This is a genomic window from Marinomonas gallaica, assembly GCF_001639745.1.
Taxonomy (GTDB): Bacteria; Pseudomonadota; Gammaproteobacteria; order Pseudomonadales; family Marinomonadaceae; genus Marinomonas; species Marinomonas gallaica.
Map to the genome: position 1 here is coordinate 88,663 of NZ_LTAX01000007.1, position 23,089 is coordinate 111,751.

A 23,089-nucleotide genomic window follows, 5' to 3' on the forward strand; every position below is an offset into this window, starting at 1 on the left:
TCCATTCCTAAATACCAGTAAATATTATCAAATAAGAATTGCCCTGCTTCGAAAGAAGTGGGGCTTTTTGTATTATGGCCAGTACGTTATTTTGAATAAGTGTGTTGAATTATGAAGTGCTGCTTTATATTTCTAAATGGTTGTTTAGGGTAATATTAGGATCTTTACATCCTCTCAAAAGTAAGGATCTGCTTTGGACGTTGTGCTTAATATTACCGCTCCTATCTTCTTTCTTATCCTATTAGGCTTCGCTGGCACGCGGTTTGGATTGTTGCCTAAAGAGGCTCTGCCAGCGTTGAGTCGTTTTGTTCTTTATTTTGCCTTGCCATCGGTGATGATTACCAAGATATCTGCGCTCGATTTAAGGGCGGTTGTCAACGTGCCGTATATGTTTGTGTATGCACTAGGTGGACTGGTGGCTTTTTTCATAACATTAGTCATTGTTCGTTACGTGTTAAAAGAAGTCTGGAGTGTGGCGGCGGTTAGTAGCATGGGGGCGATGATGCCCAACAGCTCCTTTATTGGTTTTCCAATTCTGCTTCAATATTTAGAGAATGCGCCTGCCCAAGCGTTTGCTATGGCATTGGTCGTGGAGAATATTATCTTTTTGCCTTTAGCGCTGATGCTCATTGAATCCTTTTACAACCATCAGCCTGGTGTTGGAAAGCAGGTGTTTGTGAAAGTTCTCAAGCGTATTGCAAGCAATCCTATTATTTTGTCCGTGTTCGCTGGGATTATGCTGTCTCTGCTGGATCTGCGATTACCACATTTTATAGGTGGTGGGCTTGAGCTTCTTGCAATGGCTGCGGCGCCAAGTGCACTGGTTGTGATTGGTGGTTCTTTGGTGGGTGTTGCTATTGCTGGCAGCAAAGTTCGAACCGGAATCGTTGCTAGTATTAAGCTGTTGCTCTTTCCAATGGTCGTATTTATTAGCTTACAGGCTTTTCAAGATATGCCTAGTGAGCTTCAAGTTTCGGTACTTGTTTTTGCGGCTATGCCGATGTTCAGTATTTTCCCGATTTTAGGCGGTGAATACGGGCAACGAAGCTTCTGTTCAAGCACCTTGTTGGTGACGACTGTGTTGTCGTTCTTTAGCATCAGCGCATTATTGCTATTATTACATTGAGTTAGCCATGTGCGTATAGCGTGGGTTTAAACCAACCATCTCATGACGCTATTTCCTTGAATGTCGTAAATGGTGATAAGAGAGGCGTATTTAGCAAGACTATAAGGGCAGCAAGCGCATATTATTACTCTCGACATCGCGTCATATATTTGCTCTGCCCGATATTGTATGCGAAGTCCTCTATGGAATGGTGATCTATTTCGATCGCTTTCAAATGGTTATCTAGCTTTCATAAATGGGGGATTGCTAGGTGACCGCAGACGAAGTGTCCTTTTACACTGAGTATGCCGAAAGTGATTAACGTCACCCTTTAAGGGAAGTATGCGCGACTCTTCAACACCCCGCATACTTCCCTTTTTTTATCCCTTCTTAGCTCCACTTTATCTAAATTTTCTTGATGCTTTCGCCACATTCAATTTCGTAGGCCAATTCAATCACCGAGGCGTGTCGCGCTTCTCCGTGAATATTTTTAAGTAATTGTTGGGCGGCTAAGCGTCCCATTTCCTCTCGCGGCGTTACGACCGTTGCTAGCAGTGGCACCATTGCCCTGGCGATATCATGACCATGAAACCCCGCAATACCTATATCTTCGGGTACTCGTAAACCTTTCTTTTGGCAAGCATACAACGCGCCGATGGCTAGGTCATCATTGGTGCAAAAGATGCCATCAATATCGGGATACTCAGACAGTACTTCTTCGAGAAATTTTGCGCCTAGTGTGAATGAAGAGGCTGATCGGGTTTCTTTGATCGCAGCGGTAAGGTTATTAGCCGCCATTGCTTGCTTGTAACCTGCAATTTTTTGCAAGGTACGTTCATCCATTCGGGCAGCAAAGTAGACGATATTGCGGTGACCATGATCAATCATGGTTTGCGTCATCTCTCGAGCCGCTGCGCTGTTGTTGATGCCAATGATATGCAGCGGACTTGTCGATGTGGAGTCCATGATTTCAATGACAGGAATACCAGCGTTCTCAAGCATCTTTTGGGCTTTGGGTGTGTGCTGGCTTTCTGAAATGATTAAGGCATCAACGTTATAAGATAGCAGTGTTGCAATGCGTTGCTCTTCTAGGTCTTGGCTGTAGCCAAAGTGAGCGAGCATGGTTTGGTAGCCTTCGGGCTCTAGGACGGTTTCGATACCACGAATGACTTCTGCAAAGACTTGGTTTGTTAGTGACGGTAGCAATACACCAACGGCGTGGCTTTTGGATTTAGAGAGAATGTCTGGCGCGCGATTAGGGATGTAGCCTAAGTCGTCCAATGCGTGTTGAATTTTATCGCGTAGCGGGTCAGATACTTGATCTGGGTTACGGATAAAACGGCTCACGGTCATTTTAGTGACGCCGACTCGTTCGGCCACATCTTGAAGTGTAGGGCGCTTTTTCTTCATCCTGTTAGGTCTTTTTTAAAGTATTGTTAGCGGTCACATTACCACATAGAGAGTTCGGAGCGTATCGACCAGATACCAAAAACACAAACAATAATAAGAAGTTAGCTGACACTTGCGTTTCGCAGTATCAGCTATCAAGTTATCGTAATGCCAGCTCTGAGACGCTTTTCGAAAAAACATCATCCAGCGAATGGCGAATGTCGATTGCAATCACATCCGGTTCGTTCTCTGGTTCTACTAAGGTTTCAAACTGACTTTCCAGCATACTTTTTCCGTTAAAGTAGTGACCATCACGTTTCTGGTGGCGCTGCCAAATGGTGTCGAAATCTCCTTGTAGATAGACAATGGCAAGGTCGTCTATATTGTTGCGCAAAATATCACGATAAGATGGCTTTAAACTTGAGCACGCCACCACCGCTGAATCGTTATCACGTAGAATGTGGTTAAGCGTGTTTAACCAGCCGTAACGATCCTCGTCTGTGAGCGGAATACTTTGACGCATCTTTTTAACATTGTTCTCACAATGATAATCATCGCCATCGAAAAAAGGAAAACCGTAATGGTCCGCGAGTTTTTGTCCCATAGAGGACTTACCGCATCCAGAAACGCCCATCACAATGATTTTCTTTATCATATTAGTGCCTCTCCTGCGAAGCACCTGGTCGTGCTTCGCGATATCTGTAGATGTTGCAATTAAGTAGTTCTGTTCAAAATATAAGCGTTTCTATTTCCACCAGATTGCCAGCTGAGGGAAGAAAATTACCAAGGCCAGTACCGTCACTTGAAGGGCGATGAAAGGCAGCAATGAGCTGAAAATTTCTCCTAAGCTAATGTCTTTTGGCGCAACCGATTTAAGATAGAAGGCTGCCGGACCAAACGGTGGTGATAGGAAAGACACCTGCATGTTTAGACAGAACACAACACCAAACCAAACGGGGTCTAGTCCAAGATTGGTAATAATTGGCACAAAGATTGGCATGGTTAACAGTGCCACGCCGACCCAATCTAGGAACATGCCTAGTACCAGTAAGATCGCCATCATGATCAGCACGGTGCCCATAACGCTGCCGCCAGATAGGGATAGAATCGTCTCTTCAACGAAATCAATACCGCCCATAAGGTTATATACGCCGACCAGTGCTGTTGCACCGATGCCGATCCAGATGATCATGCCGCAGGTGCTCATAGTCGCTTTAGCACTTTCCTTGAGCATGTCGAATGTTAATTCGCCACGAACCCAAGCGCTGAAAATAATTCCGACGACACCCAGAGCTGAGGCTTCAGTTACCGATGCGATACCGGTATAGATACTGCCTAAAACAACGGCTACGGAAAGGATGGGAAAGAATAGCGCTTTGAAATAGTTGGTGTTCTTGTCTTGAGCCAGCTCTTCGTCACTCGGAAGAGGTGCATATTCTGGGTGCATACGACTGATGATGAGTACATAAGCCATATAGGAAAAGGCTAGGATCAAGGCGGGTAAAAAAGCCGACTTAAATAAATCGCCAATAGACACACTTGCTGTTAGGCCATAGATAATCAGCACGATACTGGGTGGCAGCATGGTACCGAGTGCACCGCCAGCACAGGTCGTACCGATCGCCAATTTTCGGTTGTAACCGAGGCGTAGCATTTGTGGCAGTGCAAGAATGCCCAATAAGACAGTCTCACCACCGATTACCCCTGACATAGAGGCAAGTATGATCGCGACCACTAAGGTCTGGACAGCGACACCGCCACGCACCTTGCGCCCGACGACTTTCATGGCATCGAATAAGTCTCTGGCAATGCCAGAGCGGTCGAGTAAGGCGGCCATGAGCACAAACATGGGTACGGCCAAAAAGACATAGCTGCCAACAAAGCTGTATAAGCGACTAGTGACCAACGGTAGAGCATCAATTCCAAACCAGCCGACGGCAAAAATGAGTGCCACCAGCCCGGTTACCATGGCTAACTGCATACCTGTAAGCAACAGAAGGATCATGGAAACTAGCATTAGTAGGCTGCCGTAGCCTATGCCCAAAGCGGATAAATCAAACATGCTATGACTTCCTTAGGTTCAGTATTTCTTGGATTAGGTGCAGAGCAAACTGAACCCACATCACACATACAGTTATGAATATGGTGATTTTCACGTAGGCAGGGAATGGCGGGTTCCAAGCAGAACCGGATGTTTCAAAATGAATGTCACCAAAAGGGGAAAAAATAGCACTTTCGGTCATTTGATACGCCGCATACGCAAGTAACCCTGCAAAAATAAGCCCCATAATATGATGGAAAACATTCAAATATTGACGGGTGCGGTCTGAAACAGCATCGTAAATGAGGACGACGCGCACGTGTTTGTTGGTGGCTAGGGCATAGATGCCACCAAATACGAATAAACAGCCACCGATAAATGAAGCCGATTCGTGGACCCACATGGTCGGGGCATTAAACACATAGCGCATGACAACTTCGTAAAAAGAGATGCCGACGGTAAATAAAAACAGCAAGCTCAAGGCGTTACCAAGGCGTACGATGGCTTTATCTAATAGGTTTCGCGGCTGTTCTGTTGGATCTTCTGTCTGCGGAATAGGAGTATTTTTCTTCATGGGGTAGGGTCCAGTTTAAAACAGGCGCTAGGAAATCGGCTTATGACCGGTTGTCCAGCGCCTGTTTTGTTTGGCATCAAGGCTTCTTAGGTGTTAAAGAAGGCCGTTTTCTTCTAGGTAAGTTGTTACAGAGTCATACACTTTTTGTGCATTTGGAGACTCTTTTGCAAACTCTTCCCATTGCGTACGAGCGATCGCTCGGAATTTTTTACGTTCTTCTGCAGACCAATCATGAATAGTGATATTTGGGTCTTCTTGAGCCGCTTTAACGGCTTTCTGATCCGCAATACGAAGCTGTGTTGTAATATCGTTGGCGAAGTCACGTACTGAAACGGTCATGATGGCTTGCAGATCTTCAGGCAGCTTGTTCCATTTTTTCAAACTCATTGAGATATCAATCAATGGTAATGAATGGAAACCTGGCTGAACGGGATGGGGAGCAATATCATTCATGCCCGCTTTTTGGTTTGTCGAAAATACAGTGTAATCTGCGGCATCAATAACGCCTTTGCTAAGACCTGTGAAAACTTCAGAACCTGGTAAGTTAACGGGTGTTGCACCGGCTGCCGCGAATACTTTTTGCACTAAACCTTCAGGAGCGCGAAGTTTAAGGCCTTTTAGGTCATCAACACCGTCTAAAGGTACGCGCGAAACGAAGGACTCTACGCCCGTCGTTGAGCCACCAATGAACTTTACACCATAGGGTGCGTACAGTTCGTTCATTAGTTCGTAGCCGCCGCCATAATTAATGTATTGCAATAATTGGCTTGTATCAGACCAAGCACCAACGGTATTGCCAATTAAACCGAACGCTGCATCTTTACCCGAGAAAAACTCAGTTGCCGTTACTTGGCCATCAAGAATGCCCATTTTAATACCGTCTAATGTTTCTGTGTGTTTGAACACACTGCCGACAGGTAATAGGTTGATTTTGATGCGACCGCCTGACATTTCTTCCACGCGCTCAGTCCACTCTTTCTGAACTTGGAAATTTTTGTCGCCAGATGGGTCTGATGATTGGAATTTAAAGGTGAAATCAGCAGCCAGTGCAGATGTTGAAAGTGCGCCTGCAATCGTGGCAGTAAGTAACGTCTTAGCAAATTTGCTCATGATGTTTTCCCGCTATTTATTGTTTTGAAGGAAGATAAAGTCACAAGTGACGAGGATATGTTACCGGTAACTTGGGTGAATGTTACCGGTAACTTTTGCTGCTCGTCAACAGGCATCTATAGAAAATATGAGTCAGAGTGAGCGCTGCTTCTCTGAGCGTTCTAGAAATCTATAAAAATTAACGAGTTAGATAATTAGAAAAATACGGCGATAGAAGAAGGTGAGAAATCGGATCGGTTAACTTAAGCATTGGTCTTTTGGCATAACGCGTTTTAGTTCATTTTGTAGCCAAGTTAATGCAGGGCCTTTAGTAAGACCTCTGGGCCATACAATATCAATAGGGGCTTGCCAAGTTTGATGATCAAAGCTGACATCAAGCTTAATTAGTTCTTTTTTATCAATATAGGGTTGGGCTAAGTAAAGCGGAAGATAACTCCAGCCAATGCCTTGTTTGACTAATGTGAGTGCGTTAAGCGTGCTTGAACACCACCATACGTTAGGTGTCACACTCATCAACATGGGGGATTCCAATTGTTGGCTGCCACGTATGGCAATTTGCCGATAGGGGTATAAATCGGGTTCGTTAATAGCTTCTCGTCGCGCCAGTTCATGATCAGGGTGACAGATGGGAACCATTGGTATCTGGCCAATGTAACAGAAATCCACTTCTTTGATGGCACTGATTTCAGACACCATAATGCCAAAAGAAGCCTGATTATTAAGTAGCAGTGGAATGATGTCGGGTGAGGGGTGAGTTTGAATGTCTAGTTGCGTATATGGGAACTTATGACAAAAAGTGGCTAAGACAGAGGCAACGGCAGGTGTCATCAAAGCATCGTCTAATACAATCCGTAAATTACTTTCTTCTTGTTGGTTGATTGCCTTAGCCATTTGTACAAACTCTTCCGATTGCGCTAGTAAGGCTTTTGCGCTGCGGTAAAGGCGTTCGCCAGCAGGGGTTAGCATGGGTTTTCGTGTGCTACGATCAAACAGCTCGACATCCAGGTCGATCTCAAGAGAGCTAATGGCGTGACTGACTGCTGATTGAGCTTTTCCTAAGCGTCTAGCGCAGGCGGAAAAGGACCCTAAGTCGGCGGATAGCACTAACATACGGATGTGTTCTAAATTTTGCATATCTATTTAATCGATAGTAACTAACTTTAAACCATCATATATCCAGATATTATAAAGGGCAATACGGCATGTTTGCTGGCTACAACTCTATAAGTGGAGGTGAATAATGGGATGGATATATTTATTGTTGGCTGGATTGACTGAGATTGGTTGGCCATTAGGCATGAAGATCGCACAAGAATCGTCTACTAAATGGCCGGGTCTATTGATGGCTGTATTCTTTTTAATCACCAGTGGCGTATTGCTATGGCTAGCGCAAAGAGATATTCCAATGGGGACGGCTTACGCTGTGTGGACAGGGATTGGTGCAGCGGGTACGTTTATGATTGGTGTGATGTTTTTTAACGATCCTGCGTCGCTTATTCGATACTTAGGTATTTTATTGATTATCAGCGGTGTTGTCGTTCTTAAATTAGCGCACTAATGATAGTCATGGTGGTTTATTTGGTCGCGGGTCGCTGACTGTAATATAGTTTTTACTAAAGAGCTGTATTGTTTATACCCGCATTTTAATTTAAGCCTGATAAGGAGATTGTTGTGTTATCCAGAGAAACTAAAGATGCTGTCATTGAGATTATTCGTGACGTGGCACAAGCAGAAATATTGCCGCGGTTCCGTGAATTGTCTGACGATGCCATCTCTACAAAGTCTGGCTTTGATGATTTGGTTACCGTCGCCGATTTGGCGGCTGAAAAAGCGATGACACAACGTTTCCAAAATTTATTGCCAAATGCTCAGATTGTAGGCGAAGAGTCAGTTGCTGAAGATGAGAGTGTATTAGACATTCTTGATTCACAAGAGTTGGTATTTATCATTGACCCAATTGACGGTACGTGGAACTTTGCTAATGGATTGTCAATTTTTGGTGTATTGATCGCGGTTGTTTATCAAGGCGAGACGATTTTCGGGGTGCTATACGATGTGGTAAACGATGATTGGGTCGAAGCCTCGAAAGGAGAAGGCGCTTGGTTTGTTCGACCGGGCGAGGCACCTCGCCCATACCGCATTGAAGAGCAGCCCACGGACAACAAATTAGTCGGCTTTTTTTCCCCTTTCTTGTTTAAAAACGCCGAGCAGCGCTTAAAGGCGGCAGATTTACAACCTAAGTATGCGCGAACTATTGCACTTCGTTGCTGTTGTCATGAATACCGTACTCTCCTGAAAGGAAATGTAGACTTTTCAGTGAGTCCAAAAACCAATGCATGGGATCATGCGGCCGGTATTTTGGCTTATCAAGAGGCTGGCGGAATTGTGCGCATGTTAGATGGTCGAACCTATAAGCCAGCTATTCGTGAGGGTGTCATTGTCGCGGGACGAAGTTCATCTGTTGTCGAGGCTATTTGTAAGGATATCTTGCCTATCGTTGTTTAGTCGTCTCTAAAATTGGCTCATACGAAGTCGTTTTAGATCTGATAACGCATCAGTTAGGCAAATAAAAGGCATGCATATTTGTGTGCCTTTTGTTTTTTGAACGCCGTAAAACCTTGATGTTGTCGTACTATGTCGGTAAAAAGTGAATACAGAAGTATTGAATTAAACGATCGGGCCATAGTAAAAATATGACTTTAAAAAACGTACCTCTTTGTTCGGCACAAATTGCTTGGACAGACTCTTTTTCAGGTGTCTTTTCAAAACTTCACTCGCTAGCCAGTTTATTTGAACGAACCGGCGCTATCTCACATTGGTCTGTGGTGCTTAATAGTGGTGAAGGCTTGTACGTTGAAGAAGGTATCGTTCAATCGTTTTCAACACCATCTTTAATGTCTCTTGAATGGTATGAGTTAAATGAAGTTGCCTATTTAGGCGTTCCTTTATACGTTGAATCACAGTTTGTTCAGGATGCTTTACCTGTTATCACAGCGCTTATTCCTACGGCTGATGAGATAAAACAGGATGCTTTATTCGAGGAAGTAGTCAATATTGCTGACAGCTTACCCTTATTAGTGTCCTACATTGATCGTGATTTACGTTATCAATATGTCAATAACCGCTACCAAGAAACTTTTAAAATCTCAAAATCCAACATTGTTGGTAAGCTGGTCAGTTCAGTTATTGGAGAAGAGCAGTTTTGTAACATCGAACCCTATCTTCGTAAGGCTCTATCTGGCGAGTCGATCGAGATGCAAACATCGGTTTTGCATGAATCCAGCTTTGGTATTAAGGCTCATAGATACATTGTGTGTCACTATGAGCCGCGCTTTGAAAATGACGAAGTTGTAGGCATTTATGCGAGTATCTTAGATCAAACACCCTTAAAACGTATTACACAAGCATTAAAACGTTTTCATGATCTGACTTCAAAGACTGAGTTGTCGCTTACCGAAAAAATCAATGAAGTATTGTCTCTAGGTTGTGAGATCTTGAATTTACCGGTCGGCATTGTGAGCGATGTCGAGGGTGAAAGCTATAGAGTGGCTTACAGTCAGTCGCCAAATGGTGAGCCTTTACCCGGTACTCTGTTTGATTTAGGTAACTGTTATTGCGTGCATACCTTAAATAGAGATCAAGTAACCGGTTTTTACCACGCAGGTAAAAGTGATATAGCAACTCATCCTTGTTATCAAAACTTTCAATTAGAAGCGTATTTAGGTGTCTCATTAAAAGTAAATGATCTGGTGTGGGGGACGCTTAATTTCTCTGGACTAGAGCCAAGAGATGAAGACTTTAGTGAGGACGAATATGAATTGGTTAAGTTGTTTGGGCAATGGGTCGCCAATGAGCTGACGCGAGAAGAGACTAAGCAATCTATTGTCGCGGCAGAGCAAAAACAAAGGTTGATTTTAGGGGCTGTCAGCGATGGCATAGTAGGAATTGACCGGACTGGCTGTATTACTTTTGTAAACGCTGCGACTTCAACCTTAATCGGTGTTGATGCGCATAGCATGATTGGCGAGTCTGTGCTTCGGTTACTTCGTACCTCCAAAGAGCCACTTGCTGTATCGTCACAGGTTGAAAACAGTATTATCCGTGCAGCAGAAAATGATGAAAGATTATTGAATATTAATGCCGACTTTTACCGCGGAGATGGCACCGCGTTTTCCGTTAAGTTTTCGTGTACGCCTGTCGAACAAGAGTTCGGTGATGACATCAGTTGTGTTCTAACATTTCAAGATATTACTCAGCAGAAATGCGCACAGGATGCATTGCGTACTCAGATGGAGCTTTTTAAATCTCTCTTTATGAATGCGCCAGAAGCGATTGTGGTATCAGACATCAATCGTCGCATCGTCATGGCAAATCCACACACATTAGAGTTATTTAATTATCAAGAAGATGAATTGGTTGGGCGTACACCTGATTTTTTGTACGCTGATAAGGGTGGGTTCGAACGCATAGGTTTGGCTTATGACTCGCCGAATACGCCAGATCGTGAAGAGTACAGGATGGTATACAAGCGTGCAGATGGTTCAGAGTTTGTCGCAGATAATGTACGCAGTAAAATTACTGATTCTGAAGGGCGTTTAAAAGGCTTTATTATTCATGCTCGCGATATTACTGCACGTCTTGCCATTGAAGAGGACATCGTCAGAGCGAAAGAGCGGTTAAGCGTAGCAACAGAGGCCGCCGGTATTGGTGTTTGGGAGCGTGATGTAAATAGCCAGACCATATGGCTGGATAAACGTATGTGCGAGCTGTATGGATTGGAGTACACCGATGAACCAAAAATATACGATGATTGGGTGTCACTGATTCACCCTGAAGATCTGCCGCATGTACAGCAAGCATCTAGTAAAGCACTTGAGGCTCACCAAATCTTAAGTGTCAAATTTAGGATTATTAGGACAGATGGATCCATTCGATACATCAAAGCCAATGGTCGTGCCGCGTTTGATAGTGAAGGTCGGCCGTCGCATCTGTTTGGCACAAATTTAGATGTTACAAAACAGTATGAAACTGAAACTGTTTTAAGAAATGCTCGGGAAGAAGCGATTCGAGCGAGCCAGGCAAAAAGTAATTTCTTAGCCACCATGTCCCACGAAATACGAACCCCTTTAAATGGCGTACTTGGTATGGCTGAAATCTTGTCAGGGTCGGCATTAACTAAGCAACAGCATAGCCAACTGGATATTATACGTAATTCTGGTGAAAGCTTACTAGAGCTGATTAATGAGATATTAGACTTCTCAAAAATTGAGGCAGGTCACTTAACCATTGAAACTATTGACTTCGATTTAGAACAGCTAGTTTATGATTTATCAAAACTTTTAGTAATTAAGGCGGAAGCGAAAAACATTGATTTTCTTGTGAACTTTGATGTTTCTAAAATGTACTCGGTTCGGGGTGATGCTTATCGTATACGTCAGATACTCATGAACCTTGTTGGTAATGCGATCAAATTTACGGAATCTGGTCAGGTGATGATCTCAGTGCGGTCAGAACGACGAGAGCCATCTGGTATTCAGGTGGCTCTTGAGGTTGAAGATACCGGTATTGGTATCTCAGAGAAGGCACAAGAGCAGCTTTTTCAACCTTTTACTCAAGCGGATAATTCTACAACCCGTAAATTCGGCGGTACAGGACTAGGGCTGGCGATTACTAAGCAATTAACAGAACTGATGGGAGGTGAGATCCGTTTAGAGAGTCAATTAGGTAAAGGGTCAACGTTTACCGTTACTTTACCACTTGAGGTCTCAGATCAACTCGTATCGGGCGAGTCCCAGGCCACTCAAGAGTTTGCCAAAATCTTGGTCGTTGATGATAATGCAACGAATCTTTCTATTTTAAGAAATCAGTTGGAGCAGTTCGATTTATATGCATCCTACGAACAAAATTCAAGCAAAGCTTTAACTCGCATTGTCGATGCCGCAAAGCAAAATACGCCTTACGATGTGCTTATTTTGGATTACTTGATGCCCGATATGGATGGTCTGGCACTTTGTCATTGTGTTCGAGAACTGCTGGATGAAGAACATTATCCTAAAGTGCTAATGATATCCTCTGCAGGAAACTTGGAAAATCAGGATTTAGATGGCACGGGGATTAACGTTTGTTTGAATAAGCCGGCAAGTATCCAAGACTTAAAAAGAGGGCTCAATGGTTTGAGCAGTCCTAGCGTTAATTCATCCTTTATTAAGCAATCTTCATATCACAGTGGTGTTTGTACAAATCTAGAATCTAGTGTTCAAGTGTCAGCTTCTATTCTGGTTGTGGAAGATATGAAAGCTAACCAAGCCGTTGTAAAGGGTATGCTTTCACAAATAAATGCAGACGTTTTGATTGCTGAGAATGGTGTTGAGGCCATTGAATGTTGGCAACACAAGAAACCTGATCTAATCTTAATGGATCTTCACATGCCAGTTATGGACGGAATAACCGCTATTAAAGAGATACGAAAAAAAGAAGTGGATACAGGTCAGCGTGTGCCTATTTTAGTGTTGACGGCGGACATCCAACCGGAGAGAGTCGCCGAAGTTAAAGAGATTGGTGGGGATGGCTTTATTTCTAAGCCTTTTCGTGCTCAAGAATTAATCAGTAGCATCTCTTCATGGTTAGTTAAAAATGAAACGTCAGCTGAATTCGGAAGTAAAAAAATGGACTTAGCAACACCTAATAATAATGTTTCCTTGGACGAAAGTGTGTTGTCCGCTCTTGAAGAAATCTTAGGGGAACAAGTTCAAGATATTGTCATGGCTTTTTTGCTAGATGCAGACGAAGTCGTTTTAGGACTAGAAAGTGCGTTAGCAAATGACAATGTCGAAGACATGTTTCGACCAGCGCACAGTCTTAAATCTGTAAGTGCCAACGTTGGAGCGATGGAGTTGAGCCGTTTAGCCACGGAGCTTGAGCATCAAGCGAAAGCGGGTGCAGTAACTCAGCCAGCTCTGTTTGTCGATCAAATCAAACAGGAACTTTCCAACGTCAAATCCCATCTAAAAAGGATAGGGAGGCTTTCTTGAAGATACTGATCGCAGAAGATGCGCCATCAGATCGTTTGTTGTTGAAGCTTCACTTAGAAAAGCTTTGCCACGATGTGGTGGAGACGAGCAATGGTGAGGAGTTAGTTGATTATTTTAAGAGTCATGGTGATGACTTAGACCTGTTGGTCGTTGATTTAAATATGCCTTATAAAACAGGTGTTGAGGCGGTCGTTGAAATTCGGGGCCTTCAGGGCAACTACGATGCGAATTGGGTGCCTATTATTATCTTGAGTGGATCTGACTCAGACGAAGATGTTTTTCGTTGTATTGAGGCTGGTGCGGACGACTATCTGACCAAGCCGATTCAGCATAAAGTATTAGCGGCGAAGCTTTTAGCAATGGTGCGCTTAGCTGATATGCGTAAACGTCTTGTCTTAGCGAATACAAGCTTAGAGGCTTTATCAACAACGGACTACCTTACGGGTCTGCCTAATAGACGAGCGTTTGAAAAAAATTTATCAGATGAGATGGCTAAATCTCTTCGTTATGGTCAAAGCTTAAGCGTTGCTGTCTTCGATATAGATCATTTTAAGCAGATTAATGATACCTATGGTCATGAAGGTGGGGATGTCGTTTTAAAAGAAATAGCCAAGCGTTTTAATCGGTTTAAACGTGCGGGCGATGTGTTTGGCCGCATCGGAGGAGAGGAATTTGGTTTGTTCCTTCCTTACACAACTGCGCAAGAGGCGGTCACCGCATGTGAGCGTTATCGTATGTTGTTATCAGCGGATAAATATTCATATGAGTCGCAGTGGATCAATCTTACTGTAAGTGTGGGTGTGAGTGCTTATCATAACGAAGAGACTCAGCTTGAGTTAATTAAATGTGCTGACCTCGCATTATATCAAGCCAAGCATCAGGGTAGAGACCGAGTTGTTTTAAATTACGCAGGCTCGTGAGTAGAAAAACTTTCTAAAAAAAAGCCGAGCAGGATAATGCTCGGCTTTCTTATTTCTGGGAGAGTGATTGTGTCGCTGCCCCCAGCTTCAAACTCACGTGGCGGGGGGTTATGCCACGTTTGCTTGCTCGTTGGTGCTGTCAACTTTTTGGTTTACGGTTGCTAGCACGGCTTGAATGGAAGCAGAAACGATGTCGTTATCGATTGCAACGCCATTGAAGCGGTCGCCATCAATATTGGCTTGAATGTAAGCAATCGCTTGAGAGTCACTGCCATTTGTTAGTGCGTGTTCTTGATACTGTACGATGTCTACACGAATGCCAAAGTGATTGCTTAGCGCTGTTGTGAAAGCAGACAACGCGCCATTTCCTTCACCCTCAATGCTGATAGAGCCATCTTTGTGGGTTAGTTCAGCGGTCACGGAGTCGTGATCCTTTTTGCTTAGCTCGTAGTTTCCTAAAGCATAAGGCGCGCTTGCCGTCATGAAGCTTTCTTCAAATAGGCGCTTCATGTCAGCAGATTTTACAACACCACCGTCTTCTTCAGAGAAGCGTTGAACGATAGGGCTAAGCTCGACTTGCAACCAACGTGGTAACGCTAAGCCGTATTCTTGTTCTAGAGCAAATGCAACGCCGCCTTTACCTGATTGGCTGTTTACGCGGATAACTTCTTGATAGCTGCGACCAACGTCCATAGGATCGATTGGCAAGTAAGCAACATCCCAAGCTTTGTCGTCAGTTTGATTGGCCAAGCACTTTTTAATGGCATCTTGGTGAGAACCTGAGAAGGCTGTGAACACTAATTCGCCAGCGTAAGGATGGCGTGGATGAACAGGAAGCTGTGTGCATGACTGAACCACACTGACAATACGGTCCATGTCACCTAATGACAATTTAGGATCAACGCCTTGGCTATACATGTTCATTGCAATGGTTACAACGTCCATGTTTCCGGTACGTTCGCCATTGCCTAACAAGGTGCCCTCGATACGATCAGCACCGGCCATTAAGCCAAGCTCTGCTGCAGCAACGCCACAACCACGGTCGTTGTGTGTGTGCAAGCTAACAATAATGCTTTCGCGGTTTTTAACATTACGGCAGAAATATTCGATTTGGTCTGCAAAGCGGTTTGGCGTCGTCACTTCAACAGTAGCAGGTAAGTTAATAATGCACTTACGCTCAGGCGTCGGTTGCCATACATCAATAACGGCATCACAGACTTCCACTGCGTAGTCTGTTTCAGTGCCGGTGAAGCTTTCTGGTGAGTATTGGAAGACCCATTCTGTACCTGGGTTTTTTTCCGCATGGTCTTTAACACATTGGGCGCCTTTGACGGCGATTTGCTTAATGCCTTCTTTGTCTAGGCGGAATACTTGTTCACGCTGAGTGGTAGATGTTGAGTTGTATACGTGAACTACGGCTTTTTTGGCACCTTTCAAAGATTCGTAGGTACGCTCGATCAACTCAGGGCGTGCTTGAGTCAAGACTTGAATGTAAACATCATCAGGCACTTGATCTTCTTCAACCAACCAGCGAACAAAGTCAAAGTCTAATTGTGACGCCGCAGGGAAGCCTACTTCGATTTCTTTAAAGCCTACATCGACAAGAAGTTTGAAGAATTCTTTCTTTTGTTCCACTGTCATCGGCTCAACCAATGCTTGGTTGCCGTCACGCAGGTCTACACTTGCCCAAAGTGGCGCAGTGGTGATTTCTTGGTCTGGCCAAGTACGATTTTCTAAGGCAACCGGTGTAAACGGACGATATTTAGTGTGATTAAAAGAACTCATATTCTTTTCCTTCCATAAAATGAGTAGGCGGGTAGCCTATGTAGATTGAGATGCGGTTAGCATCTTTCGACACAAACAGTGTAACCAAATTCTATCGGAAAATGATTGCGTTTTAACTATTAATTAAAGGGGTTTTTGGAATAAAATTGCTCAAATTGTTGTTTTTTAGGTTGGGGCTGCTTATGAAATTGAATCTAGATAAAATTGATGTGCGCATTTTGCAAGAGTTGCAGCAAGATTCTAGCTTAACTAACCAAGATCTTGCCGATCGAGTGGGACTTTCGCCTTCGCCTTGTCTACGTCGAGTGAAGGCTCTGGAAGAGAGCGGCATAATAGATCGAAAGGTTACTTTGTTAAAACGTTCCGAACTGGGCCTAAAGTTAACGGCTTACATTCAGATTAGTATGGATCGGCATACCCCTGATCGCTTCAGTGTTTTCGAAGAGCAGGTTAATTCTTTCCCAGAAGTACGCACTTGCAACTTAGTAACTGGCCAAAATTGTGATTATTTACTTGAAGTTGTGGTCGAGGATATGGAGGATTACCACGATTTTCTATTAGGGCAGTTAACTCGCATTCCTGGAGTGAGCGGTGTGCAATCAAGCTTCCTGTTGCGCAGCGTAAAAGAGAATACCTCTTTACCATTAGGACACTTAATTTAGTTTTCCTTACTCAGGGGATTGAAAACACTTTATAATGCTCGCATATAGAGCATAATTTTTGTAAGAGAGCAGTATCAATGAATCAATTAACGGTTAAACGTCGAGTAGTGATTCCGGTGCGAGCTGGCGACGTCATGGCCGAATTCATTTCTTTTAATGGCGATGAAAGCGGTAAAGAGCACATTGCTATTTCATTTGCAGGCACAACGACAGAGAAAAATGACATACCACTGGTGCGCCTCCACTCAGAATGTTTGACCGGTGATGTATTCGGTTCTGGGCGTTGTGACTGTGGTGAGCAATTGGATGAGGCGATTGATCGCATTAATGTCGAAGGTGGCTACATTCTGTATTTGCGCCAAGAAGGACGTGGCATTGGTCTGTATGCAAAGCTAGAAGCTTATGCGTTACAAGATCAGGGTTACGATACTTATGAAGCCAATGAAATGTTGCATTTACCGGATGACGGACGGGATTTTTCTATTGCGGCGCGTATGCTACAAGCATTAGGCGTCGAAAAGGTGCGTCTGCTTACTAATAATCCCGATAAAGCTGAGCAGCTGACGCACAATGAGATCAATGTCACGGAGTTGGTGCCGACGGCCGTACATGTCAATCAGCACAACCGTAATTACTTAGAAGCAAAAGCGCGTCGTAAGCATCATACATTGAAATTCGATTGAATTAGTGGGTTGGTTTAAGCATTAAAAAAAGGAGTCTCGGCTCCCTTTTTTAATGCTTATTAGTAGGTCAAAACGTTATTTCTTTTTCTTAACCTTTTTTGAAACGGGTGCTTTTTTAGCACTCGGTTTCTTTTTACCTTTGGTTAAACTTGGCGACCGGATTTTGGTTTTTGGCTCCATTCCGGCAATCTTGCTGAAAGAAATTGGCGCTTGCATGTAACGCTGGATTTTTTCCATCATCGGTAAATCGTGAATGTCTACTAATGAATAGCACTCGCCTGGGTTACCTTCGCGTGACGCGCGGCCAGCACGATGGACATAGGAATCCGCTCGACGTGGTAAGCGTACGTTAATGACTGTATTGATTTCAGGAAGATCAATGCCTCGTGCGGCAACATCGGTTGCGACCAAAACTTGCAGGCGACCCTTCTTCATTTGCTTCAAGTGGTCATTGCGATCGCTTTGCTTCATTTCGCCGTGTAGGCCATCACAGCGGAAGCCCCACTTACGGATGCGTTGTACCCAAACGTCAACATGGTCACGGTTGGATACAAAAATAACCGCTTGTTGGACGCGCTCTTGGCTTACAAGATGCTTCAACATGGCTTCTTTGTGGGCATCATCGTCTACACGAAAAGCCACTTGTTTGATTTGGCTAGGTACATTACGTGGTGAATCAGTCAGTTGAATTGTCTCGGACTCTTCACGTAGCAAAGACTTAGCAAAACGCCCCATTTTCTCACCGTCAATGGTAGCAGAGAACATGAGCGTCTGATGCTCGGGCAGTTGCTTTGAAAGGTGGCGAACGGTATCAATGAAGCCCATGTCTAGCATGCGGTCCGCTTCATCAATGACCAGCATTGATGTATCGCTAAAATCCATCCAGCCTTTTTCGTCAAGCTCAACCAAACGGCCTGGTGTTGCAACAAGAATGTCGCAAGGTTCACTGAGTAGCTGCTGTTGCATGCCGTAAGGCGTACCACCAACAATTAACTGCAGTTTGATGCGTGTATGAACAAGTAATTGCTCAAATACTTGGAAAATTTGTCGCGCTAATTCACGACTTGGCGCAAGCACCAGTGCTTTAGGTGCAAGGCTTGACTCTTCGCCACGATCTAAAATGTGTTGTACGACGGGCGCAGCGAATGCGATGGTTTTACCTGTACCAGTCTCGGCGCAAGCAAGGATATCCTGTGCGTCCATAGCCAATGGGATGGCGTGTTCTTGTATCGGTGTTGGCTCACTCAGCCCCATGTCTTCAATGGCTTGCGTGATGGTAAAATCCAGATCTAATTCGGAAAAGGACATGTATGCTCTCAAATGAAACGTAAATTGTGCCGTGATTGTACCATTGTCTGTTTCAATCCGTTGGTTTCTTTCATTTAATTTCACTAAATAGTGATAGTCATTAGACCGATTTTAGGGAATGAAATAAAATAGCGGAAATTATAGAGGCTTGTATCCATGCACTTAAGCGAAGAATTAGTTATTGAGCAAACCCAGAGTTGGGTGCGCTCGTTCATTGTCGGTATGAATGTTTGTCCATTCGCTAAACGTGAGGTTGATCTCGGCACAGTGCGATATGTTGTGATTCGTTCGCGCCAGCCTAATGTTGCTTTGGCAGAGTTAATGGCCGAAATTGACTGGCTGGATCAGCATCCTGAAGCAGAAACAACATTGATGATCTTTCCATCGCTGTTTACGGATTTCTTGAGTTACTTAGACTTTGTTGATGATTCTGAGCAATTAATGTTTGAGCAAGAGTGTGAAGGTGTTTATCAATTGGCTACCTTTCACCCTAAGTATTGTTTCGCAGGGGCAGAAGACGATGATGTATCAAACTACACCAATCGTTCACCGTATCCGATGTTACATATACTAAGAGAAGCCAGTTTGGAAAAAGCCATCGAGTTTTATGGTGATACGGCCGAGATTCCTGAGCGAAATATTAAGCTGATGGAAGAGACTGGGCGTGAAGCACTGGCGAAGCTAATGCAGCAGTGCATGGTTCAGTCATAAGAGACATTTAAATTTTACCAGCGCGCGTGTATAGTGCGCGACCTTACTCAACCCCTTGGAGTCAATATGCCAACCAATATCGGACGCATGAATCGCTTGCGCGTAGTTAAAGAGAAAGATTTCGGTGTCTATCTCGATGCTGAGCAGTTAGGTGAAATCTTGTTGCCAAAACGCTATGTACCTAATGGTCTTCGTATTGGAGAGGAGGTGGATGTTTTTATTTACTTGGATTCTGAGGATGAGCTGATTGCTACAACGTTAATCCCTAAGGTTCAAGTCGGTGAGTTCGCAGCATTGCGTGCTTTAGCGGTTAACCAAGTGGGGGCTTTCTTTGATTGGGGGTTGGCGAAAGATCTTTTAGTACCATTTAGTCAGCAGAAAACCCGAGTTGAAGAAGGGCAGGTTCATTTACTGTTTGTGTACTTGGACCAAATTACGAATCGCATCGTTGCCACAACAAAAGTCGACCCTCTACTGAATCGTCAAGAGCCAGAATACCGTACTGGTGAGCAAGTAGATATTATCGTGGGTGATCGCACGGACATTGGCTATAAATGTATTGTGGATAGCCGCTACTGGGGGGTTTTATTCTTTCAAGATCTTGTTGGTCGTGTATATAAAGGCGACCACATGAAAGCTTACATTAAACGCGTGCGTGAAGATGGTAAGATTGATCTAAGTTTGCAGCAAACGGGTTACAAGAAGGTTGTTACCATCTTAGACCAGATTATCGAGCACTTAGAACAAAATGAAGGTGAAATGCATTTGACTGATAAAAGTGCACCTGACGCGATCTTCAAAGAGTTTAAAGTAAGTAAGGCGACCTTCAAAAAAGCACTGGGTGCTTTATACAAAGAGCAGAAGATCAACCTTGGTAAAGATAAAATTACGTTGAAGAAATAAGTTAGACAGCGTTATCAGTTTTGATTTAAAGCTCCTAAAATTGACTTAGGAGCTTTTTTTTGTGGTCTTCTAAATGAGCGGTATCGTTTAAAGCAGCGTAAAAAGCATCTTGAATCGGAGTGGCGCTTCTTGGTGTCTCACGATGGAAAAAACCAGAAATGTATTCATTCTCAGTTTGGCGAATATTGCGAATGTCTTCATACATTGAGGAGCAATTCATCGATGTGAGTCGAGCGACATTTGCGATACGTCTATGTAGATGTTCAGCTGTAATGTCTTCAACCAGCGGCTTGAAACGAAACTCTTCACAGTGCATGGCGTTTGCTAGCTCATCCACAGCAGCATCAAAAATGGGTCGAATAGGTGCTTCCAGTACTTCTCCGTTTCTGATGGAGAAAATAGCAGTGAGTGGGTTAATGACTGCATTTACGGCGAGCTTTTCAATCAATCGGCGTTCGATGTTTCGGCTTTGCACGTCTGGAAAAGGAAAGTCTGTACCGAACATATTATCGTCTTGTTCTTTTAATAGACCGAAAAAGCTGTCCCCATCGCCTGTTTTTTTAACTCGATTGCTGTCGAGTTTTAGAGCGCCTTCACTCGTGATACCTGCCCATAAGTTTTGTTGCTTCTTAAGATGAGGGATCAAATCCTGTTGTGCACCCAAGCCATTGCAAAGCGTTGCAATTAAACCACGTTTTTTTGTGTGCTTGCGCACATCAAGGTAGGCAGCCACCAGATCAAAGGCTTTAGTGCAAAGCAAAGTCTTGGTGTATTTTCCTTCTAGTTGATCAAGGCTGACAAATTCGATATCGCTTTGTGTGTTGCGAGTATTGCCTTCTTCATCTATGTCCTCGACGTTAAGCGGGCTATTAGGGATGTCGCTGCGGCACAACACAGTCACCTGTTCTCCATGTTGGCGTAACTTGCTCGCCCAAAGTAAGCCGATCGCTCCATTACCGACAACTAACCACGCATCTTTTGTCATTTAAGCCTCGTACTAGAAGTTTTTTAATAGTAAGCCTGCTATTATGCCGCCCCAAAGAGTAAATATCGAATGGAGGAGGCCATTATGCCATCTTTTGACATTGTTTCTGAATTAAATTGGCATGAAGTAACGAATGCCGTAGACCAATCTAATCGTGAAGTAATAACACGCTACGACTTTAAGGGTGTTGATGCAAGTTTCACGATCAAAGATAAGCAAGCTGTTGTGCTTGAGGCAAAGGCTGAAATGCAGTTAAACCAAATGATGGATATTTTAAGCCAAAAGTTGGTTAATCGTGGTATCGATCTAAAAACCTTAGAACGTGGCCCTATCGTTGAAGGTAACTTACGCGCTACACAAGAGATCAAGCTTAAAGAAGGTGTTGATCAAGCGGAAGCGAAGAAAATCGTTAAGATTATTAAAGACAGCAAAATTAAAGTGCAGACACAAATTCAAGGCGAGCAATTGCGTGTAACGGGTAAGAAACGCGATGAATTGCAGCAAGTGATGCAGTTACTGCGTGGCGCGGATTTGGAATTGCCAGTTCAGTTTAACAACTTCCGAGACTAGCTTGACAGTTTCGAAATGAGAAAAGAGGCGCTTAATGTGCCTCTTTTTGTATGAGTCGCTGTCCAGAGACCTCCCAGCCTTCATCTTCAAGACGAGACTTTTGACGTAAATATGCATCAGAGCCTTCATTGAAGCTTATGCGTTGTTTGCTGTTAATGACTCTATGCCAAGGAATGGTAGTGTCGCCAGGGAGGTGTTTTAAAATTCGAGCTACAAGGCGCGCGTATCGCGTATTGCCTGCTTGCTTTGCCAATTCACCGTATGAAATGACATCTCCGCTGGGTAAGTGTGCAAGAATAAATAGAACTTGAACTTTAAATGCTTCGGTCTCTTGATTCGCCAAAAAACACCCCTAGATAGTTATCATACAAACAGAGAAAAGAAGGTTAACATGCGTTTTGCATTATTGCTGTTTATTCTAGTTCCTATTGTTGAACTAAGCGTTTTGATCCAGGTTGGATCTAAAATCGGTAGTTTTACAACGATTGCCTTGGTGTTTCTAACCGCCATCATCGGTGTGACATTGATCCGTCGCCAAGGCTTCGCAACGTCCATGAAGGCTCAAGAGAAGATGCGTCGTGGTGAGTTACCTGCCTCAGAAATGGCCGAAGGTATTATGTTGGCGTTTGCTGGTGTTTGTCTTTTAATTCCAGGCTTTGTAACGGATGCGCTTGGTGCATTGCTATTGATTACGCCGTTTCGTCAGGCAGTTGCTGCTAGAGTGTCGTTAGATTTCCTTAAAAATCGTATGAATATGCGTGCTCAATGGAGCCAACGTGATGCGAATGGTAATTTTACTCAAGGAAATATTATTGAGGGTGATTACCGGCCAGAGTCAGAGAAAAACGATTCAGGATCAGAAAAAAACGATCATATCGAGAAAAAATAGTTTTTGATGGCCCTTGAAATATTCCTAGGCAACCACATTAACGAACTCGATAACGAATCCCACCAGAAGAGTGGGGCTAATCCGGCCAGGGGAGTCCTGGTATTGATTAACTTTGGAGATATAGATCAATGAATATTCGTCCTTTGCACGATCGCGTCGTTGTTCGCCGTAAAGAAGAAGAAACAACAACTGCGTCTGGTATCGTTCTGCCAGGTTCTGCTGCAGAAAAACCTACTCAGGGTGAAGTTTTGGCTGTGGGCACGGGTCGTATTCAATCTAATGGCGATGTGCAAGCATTGGCAGTTAAGGTTGGTGACACTGTGTTGTTTGGCCAGTATTCAGGTCAATCCGTTAAGCTAAACGGAGAAGAGTTACTGATCATGAAAGAAGATGAAATCTACGGCGTAATTGAAGCCTAAGTCT

Annotated in this window: 22 protein-coding genes; 12 read left to right on the forward strand and 10 right to left on the reverse strand. The window is 43.9% G+C overall.

From position 1 onward, the window contains the following. The first annotated feature begins 202 nt into the window (after positions 1-202). Positions 203-1,126, forward strand: coding sequence for an AEC family transporter (locus tag AYW76_RS08760; RefSeq protein ID WP_231872582.1), 924 nt, complete (start codon positions 203-205; stop codon positions 1,124-1,126). A 384-nt stretch (positions 1,127-1,510) separates the two neighbouring features. Here AYW76_RS08760 and gntR read toward each other — a convergent pair whose 3' ends face one another. The 6 genes from gntR to AYW76_RS08790 all read right to left on the reverse strand — a co-directional run bounded on the left by gntR (position 1,511) and on the right by AYW76_RS08790 (position 7,353). Next, a complete protein-coding gene (gene gntR / locus AYW76_RS08765; RefSeq protein WP_067218639.1) occupies positions 1,511-2,515 on the reverse strand; it encodes a gluconate operon transcriptional repressor GntR in 1,005 nt (334 codons plus the stop codon). Positions 2,516-2,654: 139 nt separating this feature from the next. Then, complete coding sequence (locus AYW76_RS08770; protein ID WP_067033831.1) at positions 2,655-3,149, reverse strand: gluconokinase; 495 nt, start codon at positions 3,147-3,149, stop codon at positions 2,655-2,657. A 90-nt stretch (positions 3,150-3,239) separates the two neighbouring features. Further along, entirely contained in the window at positions 3,240-4,556 is a 1,317-nt protein-coding gene (locus tag AYW76_RS08775; protein ID WP_067218642.1) for a TRAP transporter large permease, read from the reverse strand. Position 4,557: 1 nt separating this feature from the next. Then, positions 4,558-5,109 (reverse strand): TRAP transporter small permease subunit, encoded by a 552-nt coding sequence (locus AYW76_RS08780; protein WP_067033836.1) that lies wholly within the window; start codon positions 5,107-5,109, stop codon positions 4,558-4,560. A 93-nt stretch (positions 5,110-5,202) separates the two neighbouring features. Next, positions 5,203-6,219 (reverse strand): TRAP transporter substrate-binding protein, encoded by a 1,017-nt coding sequence (locus AYW76_RS08785; protein WP_067099254.1) that lies wholly within the window; start codon positions 6,217-6,219, stop codon positions 5,203-5,205. A gap of 237 nt (positions 6,220-6,456) precedes the next feature. Further along, on the reverse strand, positions 6,457-7,353 hold the full coding sequence (locus tag AYW76_RS08790; RefSeq protein WP_067218646.1) for a LysR family transcriptional regulator: 897 nt from the start codon (positions 7,351-7,353) through the stop codon (positions 6,457-6,459). A gap of 106 nt (positions 7,354-7,459) precedes the next feature. Between AYW76_RS08790 and AYW76_RS08795 the strand changes: the two genes are divergently transcribed. From AYW76_RS08795 to AYW76_RS08810, 4 genes are all read left to right on the forward strand, one after another. Beyond that, on the forward strand, positions 7,460-7,777 hold the full coding sequence (locus tag AYW76_RS08795) for a DMT family transporter (protein ID WP_067038294.1): 318 nt from the start codon (positions 7,460-7,462) through the stop codon (positions 7,775-7,777). A gap of 113 nt (positions 7,778-7,890) precedes the next feature. Then, positions 7,891-8,724, forward strand: coding sequence for an inositol monophosphatase family protein (locus AYW76_RS08800; RefSeq protein ID WP_067218649.1), 834 nt, complete (start codon positions 7,891-7,893; stop codon positions 8,722-8,724). A 188-nt stretch (positions 8,725-8,912) separates the two neighbouring features. Then, on the forward strand, positions 8,913-13,250 hold the full coding sequence (locus tag AYW76_RS08805) for a PAS domain S-box protein (RefSeq protein ID WP_067218650.1): 4,338 nt from the start codon (positions 8,913-8,915) through the stop codon (positions 13,248-13,250). Further along, positions 13,247-14,170 carry a GGDEF domain-containing response regulator gene (locus AYW76_RS08810; protein ID WP_067218653.1) on the forward strand — a complete coding sequence of 308 codons (924 nt, stop codon included), beginning with the start codon at positions 13,247-13,249 and terminating at the stop codon, positions 14,168-14,170. Before AYW76_RS08805 ends, AYW76_RS08810 begins: the two co-directional genes overlap by 4 nt. 108 nt (positions 14,171-14,278) lie before the next feature. Here AYW76_RS08810 and leuA read toward each other — a convergent pair whose 3' ends face one another. Continuing rightward, positions 14,279-15,955 (reverse strand): 2-isopropylmalate synthase, encoded by a 1,677-nt coding sequence (leuA, locus tag AYW76_RS08815; RefSeq protein WP_067218659.1) that lies wholly within the window; start codon positions 15,953-15,955, stop codon positions 14,279-14,281. Positions 15,956-16,143: 188 nt separating this feature from the next. On the opposite strand from leuA, the gene AYW76_RS08820 reads away from it, so the two are divergent. Together AYW76_RS08820 and ribA are read left to right on the forward strand one after the other, a co-directional pair. Then, the gene (locus tag AYW76_RS08820; RefSeq protein ID WP_197467796.1) at positions 16,144-16,617 is read left to right on the forward strand and encodes an Lrp/AsnC family transcriptional regulator; all 474 of its coding nucleotides are present in this window, start codon (positions 16,144-16,146) and stop codon (positions 16,615-16,617) included. A 77-nt stretch (positions 16,618-16,694) separates the two neighbouring features. Beyond that, positions 16,695-17,300, forward strand: a complete 606-nt coding sequence (gene ribA, locus AYW76_RS08825) for a GTP cyclohydrolase II (protein WP_067038288.1) — start codon at positions 16,695-16,697, stop codon at positions 17,298-17,300. A 75-nt stretch (positions 17,301-17,375) separates the two neighbouring features. Here ribA and AYW76_RS08830 read toward each other — a convergent pair whose 3' ends face one another. Continuing rightward, entirely contained in the window at positions 17,376-18,608 is a 1,233-nt protein-coding gene (locus tag AYW76_RS08830; protein WP_067218668.1) for a DEAD/DEAH box helicase, read from the reverse strand. 156 nt (positions 18,609-18,764) lie between these two features. Between AYW76_RS08830 and AYW76_RS08835 the strand changes: the two genes are divergently transcribed. After that, positions 18,765-19,319 carry a DUF1415 domain-containing protein gene (locus tag AYW76_RS08835; RefSeq protein WP_067218671.1) on the forward strand — a complete coding sequence of 185 codons (555 nt, stop codon included), beginning with the start codon at positions 18,765-18,767 and terminating at the stop codon, positions 19,317-19,319. A gap of 66 nt (positions 19,320-19,385) precedes the next feature. Then, positions 19,386-20,222 carry a CvfB family protein gene (locus tag AYW76_RS08840; RefSeq protein ID WP_067218674.1) on the forward strand — a complete coding sequence of 279 codons (837 nt, stop codon included), beginning with the start codon at positions 19,386-19,388 and terminating at the stop codon, positions 20,220-20,222. 34 nt (positions 20,223-20,256) lie between these two features. On the opposite strand, the gene AYW76_RS08845 is transcribed toward AYW76_RS08840, so the two are convergent. Next, positions 20,257-21,207, reverse strand: a complete 951-nt coding sequence (locus AYW76_RS08845; protein ID WP_067218678.1) for a ketopantoate reductase family protein — start codon at positions 21,205-21,207, stop codon at positions 20,257-20,259. 84 nt (positions 21,208-21,291) lie between these two features. Here AYW76_RS08845 and AYW76_RS08850 point away from each other — a divergent pair, with 84 nt between their 5' ends. Beyond that, positions 21,292-21,777, forward strand: coding sequence for a YajQ family cyclic di-GMP-binding protein (locus tag AYW76_RS08850; RefSeq protein WP_067038328.1), 486 nt, complete (start codon positions 21,292-21,294; stop codon positions 21,775-21,777). A gap of 31 nt (positions 21,778-21,808) precedes the next feature. Here the strand turns inward: AYW76_RS08850 and AYW76_RS08855 are convergent, their stop codons facing one another. Next, positions 21,809-22,120 (reverse strand): MGMT family protein, encoded by a 312-nt coding sequence (locus AYW76_RS08855; RefSeq protein WP_067218681.1) that lies wholly within the window; start codon positions 22,118-22,120, stop codon positions 21,809-21,811. A 48-nt stretch (positions 22,121-22,168) separates the two neighbouring features. On the opposite strand from AYW76_RS08855, the gene AYW76_RS08860 reads away from it, so the two are divergent. After that, complete coding sequence (locus AYW76_RS08860) at positions 22,169-22,666, forward strand: FxsA family protein (RefSeq protein WP_067218684.1); 498 nt, start codon at positions 22,169-22,171, stop codon at positions 22,664-22,666. 128 nt (positions 22,667-22,794) lie between these two features. Further along, positions 22,795-23,085 carry a co-chaperone GroES gene (locus AYW76_RS08865; RefSeq protein WP_067038281.1) on the forward strand — a complete coding sequence of 97 codons (291 nt, stop codon included), beginning with the start codon at positions 22,795-22,797 and terminating at the stop codon, positions 23,083-23,085. Positions 23,086-23,089 lie beyond the last annotated feature (4 nt).

Coding starts and splice junctions, on each gene's coding strand:
- AYW76_RS08830 (WP_067218668.1), bottom strand. CDS start 18,608: ATGTCCTTTTCCGAATTAGATCTGGATTTTACCATCACGCAAGCCATT.
- AYW76_RS08840 (WP_067218674.1), top strand. CDS start 19,386: ATGCCAACCAATATCGGACGCATGAATCGCTTGCGCGTAGTTAAAGAG.
- ribA (WP_067038288.1), top strand. CDS start 16,695: ATGAATCAATTAACGGTTAAACGTCGAGTAGTGATTCCGGTGCGAGCT.
- AYW76_RS08835 (WP_067218671.1), top strand. CDS start 18,765: ATGCACTTAAGCGAAGAATTAGTTATTGAGCAAACCCAGAGTTGGGTG.
- AYW76_RS08805 (WP_067218650.1), top strand. CDS start 8,913: ATGACTTTAAAAAACGTACCTCTTTGTTCGGCACAAATTGCTTGGACA.
- AYW76_RS08775 (WP_067218642.1), bottom strand. CDS start 4,556: ATGTTTGATTTATCCGCTTTGGGCATAGGCTACGGCAGCCTACTAATG.
- gntR (WP_067218639.1), bottom strand. CDS start 2,515: ATGAAGAAAAAGCGCCCTACACTTCAAGATGTGGCCGAACGAGTCGGC.
- AYW76_RS08790 (WP_067218646.1), bottom strand. CDS start 7,353: ATGCAAAATTTAGAACACATCCGTATGTTAGTGCTATCCGCCGACTTA.
- AYW76_RS08860 (WP_067218684.1), top strand. CDS start 22,169: ATGCGTTTTGCATTATTGCTGTTTATTCTAGTTCCTATTGTTGAACTA.
- leuA (WP_067218659.1), bottom strand. CDS start 15,955: ATGAGTTCTTTTAATCACACTAAATATCGTCCGTTTACACCGGTTGCC.
- AYW76_RS08795 (WP_067038294.1), top strand. CDS start 7,460: ATGGGATGGATATATTTATTGTTGGCTGGATTGACTGAGATTGGTTGG.
- AYW76_RS08865 (WP_067038281.1), top strand. CDS start 22,795: ATGAATATTCGTCCTTTGCACGATCGCGTCGTTGTTCGCCGTAAAGAA.
- AYW76_RS08770 (WP_067033831.1), bottom strand. CDS start 3,149: ATGATAAAGAAAATCATTGTGATGGGCGTTTCTGGATGCGGTAAGTCC.
- AYW76_RS08785 (WP_067099254.1), bottom strand. CDS start 6,219: ATGAGCAAATTTGCTAAGACGTTACTTACTGCCACGATTGCAGGCGCA.
- AYW76_RS08845 (WP_067218678.1), bottom strand. CDS start 21,207: ATGACAAAAGATGCGTGGTTAGTTGTCGGTAATGGAGCGATCGGCTTA.
- AYW76_RS08850 (WP_067038328.1), top strand. CDS start 21,292: ATGCCATCTTTTGACATTGTTTCTGAATTAAATTGGCATGAAGTAACG.
- AYW76_RS08780 (WP_067033836.1), bottom strand. CDS start 5,109: ATGAAGAAAAATACTCCTATTCCGCAGACAGAAGATCCAACAGAACAG.